Origin of the sequence: Microcystis sp. M20BS1 (assembly GCF_020245305.1) — a bacterium.
Classification (GTDB): Bacteria; Cyanobacteriota; Cyanobacteriia; order Cyanobacteriales; family Microcystaceae; genus Microcystis; species Microcystis ichthyoblabe_A.
The window spans coordinates 1-6,394 of record NZ_JADBUZ010000029.1; the positions used below are offsets into that span (position 1 = coordinate 1).

At 42.5% G+C, this 6,394-nt stretch carries 5 protein-coding genes and 2 pseudogenes; 5 read left to right on the plus strand and 2 right to left on the minus strand.

Annotated elements, in window-relative coordinates; all coding sequences use genetic code 11:
- Positions 1–2,028: calcium-binding protein (locus tag IM507_RS02865; protein WP_465246287.1), on the minus strand; the 2,028-nt coding region annotated here is incomplete at its 3' end.
- Between the two features lie 457 nt (positions 2,029–2,485).
- On the opposite strand from IM507_RS02865, the gene IM507_RS02870 reads away from it, so the two are divergent.
- The 4 genes and pseudogenes from IM507_RS02870 to IM507_RS02885 all read left to right on the plus strand — a co-directional run bounded on the left by IM507_RS02870 (position 2,486) and on the right by IM507_RS02885 (position 4,386).
- Entirely contained in the window at positions 2,486–2,656 is a 171-nt protein-coding gene (locus IM507_RS02870) for a hypothetical protein (protein ID WP_256094050.1), read from the plus strand.
- Positions 2,657–2,821: 165 nt separating this feature from the next.
- A pseudogene (locus tag IM507_RS02875) lies at positions 2,822–3,283 on the plus strand (class I SAM-dependent methyltransferase); the annotation flags it as partial.
- Between the two features lie 222 nt (positions 3,284–3,505).
- On the plus strand, positions 3,506–4,039 hold the full coding sequence (locus tag IM507_RS02880) for a hypothetical protein (RefSeq protein ID WP_002740050.1): 534 nt from the start codon (positions 3,506–3,508) through the stop codon (positions 4,037–4,039).
- A gap of 29 nt (positions 4,040–4,068) precedes the next feature.
- Complete coding sequence (locus IM507_RS02885; RefSeq protein ID WP_256094051.1) at positions 4,069–4,386, plus strand: hypothetical protein; 318 nt, start codon at positions 4,069–4,071, stop codon at positions 4,384–4,386.
- Positions 4,387–4,459: 73 nt separating this feature from the next.
- On the opposite strand, the pseudogene IM507_RS02890 reads toward IM507_RS02885, so the two are convergent.
- Positions 4,460–4,801 (minus strand): annotated as a pseudogene (locus IM507_RS02890) (hypothetical protein); the annotation flags it as partial.
- A gap of 454 nt (positions 4,802–5,255) precedes the next feature.
- Here IM507_RS02890 and IM507_RS02895 point away from each other — a divergent pair.
- A complete protein-coding gene (locus IM507_RS02895) occupies positions 5,256–6,179 on the plus strand; it encodes an AAA family ATPase (RefSeq protein ID WP_069474851.1) in 924 nt (307 codons plus the stop codon).
- The last annotated feature ends 215 nt before the right edge of the window (positions 6,180–6,394 follow it).

Genomic DNA, 6,394 nt, shown 5'->3' on the forward strand with positions numbered 1-6,394 from the left:
ACCGTTACCACCGTTAAGTTTGTCCTCACCACCGCCACCAATAATGACATCATTACCAGTGGTTCCGGTGATATTATCATTCCCCCAATAGCCATTGATTTGGATATTGTTACCGACAAAAGCCGTATTAGAGAAGTCGAGGGTGTTGTCACTCCAATCACCGACGATGGTAACTTTTCCTGTTACTCCTGTCCCGTCGATGGTTTCAATGCCACTATTGGCGCTAAAGGAAAGAATCCCCAGGTCCACGTCTCCTGTACCCAAGGCCACAATTTTATCCACCCCAGAGGTGCCGGTATCGGTGTAGATGTCGTAGCCTTGGAAACTCGACCAGCCTCCGGCTAAATTACCGGAGACATAATAGGTATCTGATCCTTCACCTCCATCCAATTGGTCATTGTCTGCACCGCCATAGAGTAAGTCATTACCAACTCCACCCGATAAAGTGTCAGACCCCCAATCTCCATCGATTAGGTCATCGCCGTCGCCACCACTCAGAACATCATTTCCTCCGTAACCCATCAGGTGTTCAGCAAGATTCGTACCTGTAATCGTGTCGCCGGAGTTATCACCGTAAATAATGGTTTTCTGAAGATAGAAATAGTTGAGCCAACTGGAAACATCGTTAAGGCGAGCATTGGCATCACCATCTTCGTTGAGGAGACGATTGTCTTGGATGTTAAAGCCAATGTGATAGAGTCCATCGGCTACGGTATTGACTAAATTTTTACCGAAGTATTGGGTTGTCGCTCCGTCATTTTGCACCAGATGGTAGCCTGTTTCCTCATTTCCCTCATCGTCACCGTGGAGGAGGATAAATTCGTCATAGTGATTAGTGCGAATCCATTGATTGAGGGTGCGAATATCATCGCTGGTAATCCAGCCATCAGCAGCGATACCTGTAGCAGTAATGCCATCTACTAATAGATGGTTAAGTCCGTCGGCGGCGGCGGCTCCAGCGTTAATATCTCCCGCATTTGTCCACTTGGCTAAGCCAGTATCAATTTTGATGGTATCGACAATTTTATCTAATCCTGTGCCAGTGGTGGACTGATCAACGTAAAAATATGTTACCCAATCCGCTACGTCTTTGACTGTGGCATTAGCTGCACCATCTTCGTTGAGAAATCGCCCATTTTGGATTTGAAAGCCAATATGATAGATTCCGTCGGCAACGGTATTAACTAGGTTTTTCGCAAAATATGTGGTCTGAGCGCCGTCATTTTGAACTAAATGGAAGCCAGTTTCTGTTGTGCCGTCATCATCCCCATGCAGAACAACAAAAGCGTTATAACGGGTGGCATCAGAGCGAATCCAATTGTTAATTTGTGCAATATCGCTTTCGGAAATTGAACCATCGGCGGCGAGATTGTAGGTGGTAATCGCTGTTTTTAATAAATCATTCAGTCCATTGGCAGCATCAGCACCGCCAGCAATTTCTTGCCAAGGTATATTTTGCGCTAAACCCTGATCTGCAATAATTAATTCCGTAATCCGATCAAGTCCGGTATTAGTTGTGGCCCGATCTGTATAAAATTGAGTTAGCCAATCCGCCACCTGAGCAACCGTGGCATTTGCGTTCCCATCTTCATTGAGAAAAGTACCATTTTGAATGAGGAAACCAATGTGATAAATGCCATCAAAAACCGTATCAACTAAATTTTGGTTGCGATACTGTTGAGTCGCTCCGTCATTTTGGACTAAATGAAACCCTGTTTCTGTTGTCCCGTCATCATCGCCGTGGAGAGCAGTAAATTCTGCTAAACGGTTAGCACGAATCCAGGCATTAATCGCGATTACGTCACTGACAGTAAAAATGCCGTTAATAGCAACTCCAGTCGCTTGTTTGGCTTCTAAGATTAACTGATTTAATCCATTAGCTGCCGTCATTCCACCCGTAATATTTGTGCCGAGATTAGCACCAGCAAGTCCTGGATCTCTGCCAATTCTTTCAACCGTTTGATCTAGTCCCGTTCCGGTTGTTCCGGTTGGGTAATTCTGCACCATCGAATAAGATTTGCTTGCCATAATTTTTAACTATAAAAAATAAGGTAGTTAGTGAAATAGCAACAATTTTTAGACAAGTAACGACAAAACCGCACTAAGACAGGTTTATCCTAAATCCAGTTAGCAAAACCCAGTTATCATCAGAGGCCACTGAAGTGGTCACTAGAAACAAGAAGGCTTGTCCACTCCACTGGATCAGGGGGATTTGGTGTTACCCTGACAATTGCGGATCGATATCCTCACCTATACCAGAAGTCGATCCCAACGGTTGGACAGTCTCAGATAGTCAATAAGTTCTAACCGATTGTCTTGCCTCTGCTCAGACCATCGAACGAGGCTTTCCGACCTTGATAGTCCTGAGTCGGCGTTTGATAATCTAACCTTTGATGGAATCTTAGATTATCGTAGCACTTTATACAGATATTTGATCCCCGCTGCTTTTTCTCTCTTAGCGTTGCTTAAGTAAAAATACCTGATCTTGCGCGTAACTCAATTTAAACCTAGGCGATCGCTGCAAGCCTCCGATCAGATGGCTGACAACCGACTCGGTGCTATCTACTTTCACCAACTGGAGGTTGGGACGGTGGGTCAGGTGGGGAACAATTTGGGAAGTCGTCAGGACAATTTCCAGACTATCAAAGACAACTAATATAAAATAACTTTACATTTTTTTTATCACTTTTGGAAAATGCTATGCTCGTAGATGGGAAAAAAGAGCTAAAAATCTGCATTGATGCCAAGTTGATAATTTAAGCGCATCTTATGATAGTCTAAATATTTTCTTAAAGATGGTAGTAGGAAAGAGCGATCAAGAATGATTAAGGATAAAAATCAGCAAACCTATAAAGACCCTAGTATTGTCGGTTATTATGCCCAATTAACCGCGCTACAGCCAGCAGAAAAGACAATTTTAACCCTGCTGCAAGAGCATTTATCAACCATGAAAATGCTTGATTTAGGGGTAGGTGCGGGACGGACTACGAAGTATTTTGCCCCTCTTGTGGGAGAATATATCGGGGTTGATTATTCTGCGGAAATGATCGCCGCTTGTCGTTAAAAATTCCCCCATTTAGTCTGGCAAGTGGCCGATGCTAGAAATCTAGAACAATTTGCCGATAATTATTTTGATTTTATTCTCTTTAGTTTTAATGACATTGATTATATTTCCCATGCTGACCGTTTTCTAGTTTTAGAGGAAATTAGCCGCATCGGTAAAGCTGGTGGTTATTTTTGCTTTTCTAGTCATAATCTTCAGGGAATTATCCCAGAATTCGATATATGACCTAAATAACGAAAATGATAAGTGAACTATACCAGAAAGTGTTAGAAAATGAACTGGGACGAGCCAGATATCTACTGTTGTTAATGATAGTTGGAACCTGGCAAATACTAAAGCAAGCCAAGTTAGAGATATTAGCAGAAGCACTGCCAATACCAATCCTGTTTGAGAGTCGGAGAAAAAAACTAAAAAGATTTTTAAAACTGGAAATTCTGAATATTGAAAAAAATCTGGTTTCTCTGCTTAAAAGAGATCTTAAAACAGCAGGAGAGATTCACAATAAAAGGATTAGTATATATTGCCATAGACCGAACGAGTTGGGGAGCAATTAATATCTTGATGGTGAGTCTAATTTATGACAAGAGAGCCATCCCAATCTATTGGGAGATATTGGATAAAAAAGGAAGTAGTAATCTCGAAGAACAGCAGCGAGTATTGGGGAAAATATTGACGGTGCTATCAGGTCATAAAATCGTGGTGCTAGGAGATAGAGAATTTTGCTCGGTCAGTCTTAGAAAGTGTCTTCAGAAGCAGAGTTTATACTTTTGCTTAAGACAAAAACAAAGTACAAATGTCAAGACAAAAGAAGGAATTTATCAAGAAATGAGAGAGTTAGGTTTAAGTCCAGGAACTCAACTATTTTTGAATGATGTCAATATTACAAAAGAGCAGGGATTTGTCCAGTTTAAATTAGCTGGTAAGTGGAAAAAAACTATGGGGTTTTTCAAACAAAAGAACCTTGATATATTCTGACAAATTTTGGGGATTTAGAGACGGCAATAATGGTCTATCAAAAAAGATTTGATATTGAGGAGATGTTCCGAGATTTTAAGTCGGGAGGCTATAGCTTAGAAGGTTCTCAATTAGCACCGCAATACCTATCAAAGCTGATAATTGTTATAGCTATCGCCTCTACAAGTGCCACACTACAAGGTAAAAAAATTAAGGATATGGGAATCCAAAAATATGTTACAAGACCAGAAAAAAGATATAAAGGTCAACGCAGACACAGCAGTTTTTATGTGGGTCAACATCTCTATTATTGGCTACAGCTACATCAAATGTTCCCCAAAAAATATAGAAGAGCTAATGCAAATTAGCCGCTATCGGTTGAAGGATTACATCAAAGGACAAAGAGCGATATCGCTTGCCCTATCTACCTTCTAGCTCGCTTGTCCCCATCTCAGGAGGATTCCACTTTTGATCGAGGGCTAAATTTCTGATCACCTCCACATTGGTGGTATATTGATCCGTGGTCAGAAAACGACCTTTTTTGTAATTTTCGTCACTATAATAACGGAAAAAAGTCTGGGGTTTTTCTAGGGTAACTGCCTGACATTCACTATTGCGAAAAGTGACGGCAATATCTGGAGGGAGGGGACAGGAAGGTGCCTGATCTTGAGCCAATATTTTCCGAGAATTGAAAGTCAAATTTTCGGGCAAACTATTGGTTAATGTACTGGCTGCGATGCCTAAAACAAGACTAAAAACGAGCGCACTGGCTTTTATCTTCATCGATTAGGAGAAATTCTTCTCGATTTTATCAGACTGAACCGACTTAAAATCTTGATTTCGCCCACTGGCAACAATTCTTAACTAGGGTTTGCGGCAAAAAGTTTTTCGTGGGGTGTGGGGTGTGGGGTGTGGGGTTTTACCGATTTTGAGGGGGTCAATTACCTAATTTTCAGGGAAAAAGTCCAGGGATTTTCCCCCGATCACTCCCATATCCGGTACTTTTTGATTGACAAAAGGTCTAAAAGTGTTACCCAACAAGGTTTTCAGATTTATTCAGCCAACCTTAACTAATTTTCTCCCTGCTCACAACCCTAACCCCGATTAGCTCCCTAGCAGAAAATTTCCCGCCATTGTCTGTCAACTTTTCTCCCTAGTATGGGCAAATTGGGAAAAGAATCGTTAAGATCAAAAAAACTTAACATTAATCTTCTTGACAAAATACCCCATTTGTGCTATGAGAGACGCTATTGATATTTTGATGGAAAATTTGAGCCAGAGCATCGTCGGCAAAACCGAATCGATTCGCATTGTGCTGGTGGCTTTACTCAGTGGTGGCCACGCTCTCCTGGAAGATGTACCCGGAGTCGGCAAAACCCTGTTAGCTAAATCCTTAGCGCGTTCAATTAACGGTCGTTTCCAACGGGTACAATGCACCCCCGACCTCCTTCCTAGTGATATCACGGGAACGACGATTTGGAACCCCAACAGTCGCGAATTTGAATTTATCCCTGGCCCCGCTTTTGCTAACGTCCTGTTGGCCGATGAAATCAACCGGGCCACACCGCGCACCCAATCGGCACTTCTAGAAGTCATGGAAGAAAAACAAGTTACCATCGATGGAGAAGCGCGGCCGGTCCCCCAACCCTTCTTTGTTATCGCAACCCAAAACCCAATCGAATATCAAGGCACTTTTCCGCTTCCAGAAGCGCAAATGGACCGTTTTGCCGTTTGCCTGAGTTTGGGTTATCCCAGCGCCACAGAAGAATTAAAAATGTTACAAAGACAGCATTCTCAAGAGACGGTTAAATCCCTAGAAGCTTGTATTTCCCTAGAACAGGTGGGAGAATTGCAAAGATTAGTGAGTCTGGTCAAGGTAGCTCCCACTTTACAGCAATATATCGTCGATTTAGTCCGCGCTACCCGTGATCACGAAGATATTAGTTTAGGAGTCAGTCCCCGGGGTTGTGTGGTTCTGCAAAAAGCAGTTCAAGCTTACGCTTTCTTGGAAGGTCGCGATTATGCTATCCCCGATGATGTTAAGTTGATTACTCCCTACGTCTTCTGCCATCGTCTGATTCCTAGTCACGGTCGTCAAGCTAAAGCTATCGTGGAAAGACTTCTACAATCGGTGGCGATCGAGGATCGCATCTGTGCTTAAATTTCAGTTATCGATGAATGGTAAGTTACAGGGTATTTCTAAATTCTGCCAAATTGGTAGAGCCGATCTATCAATATTAGGGGTCGAGAAGGTCGTCACCGACCTCCCCTCCCATTCAGAACCGTGCGTGAGACTTTCACCTCACACGGCTCCTAGTTTGACTGTTCCCTTGTTAAGGATACAGCTTGACTTCCTTTGGTTAACCTTGTATTATC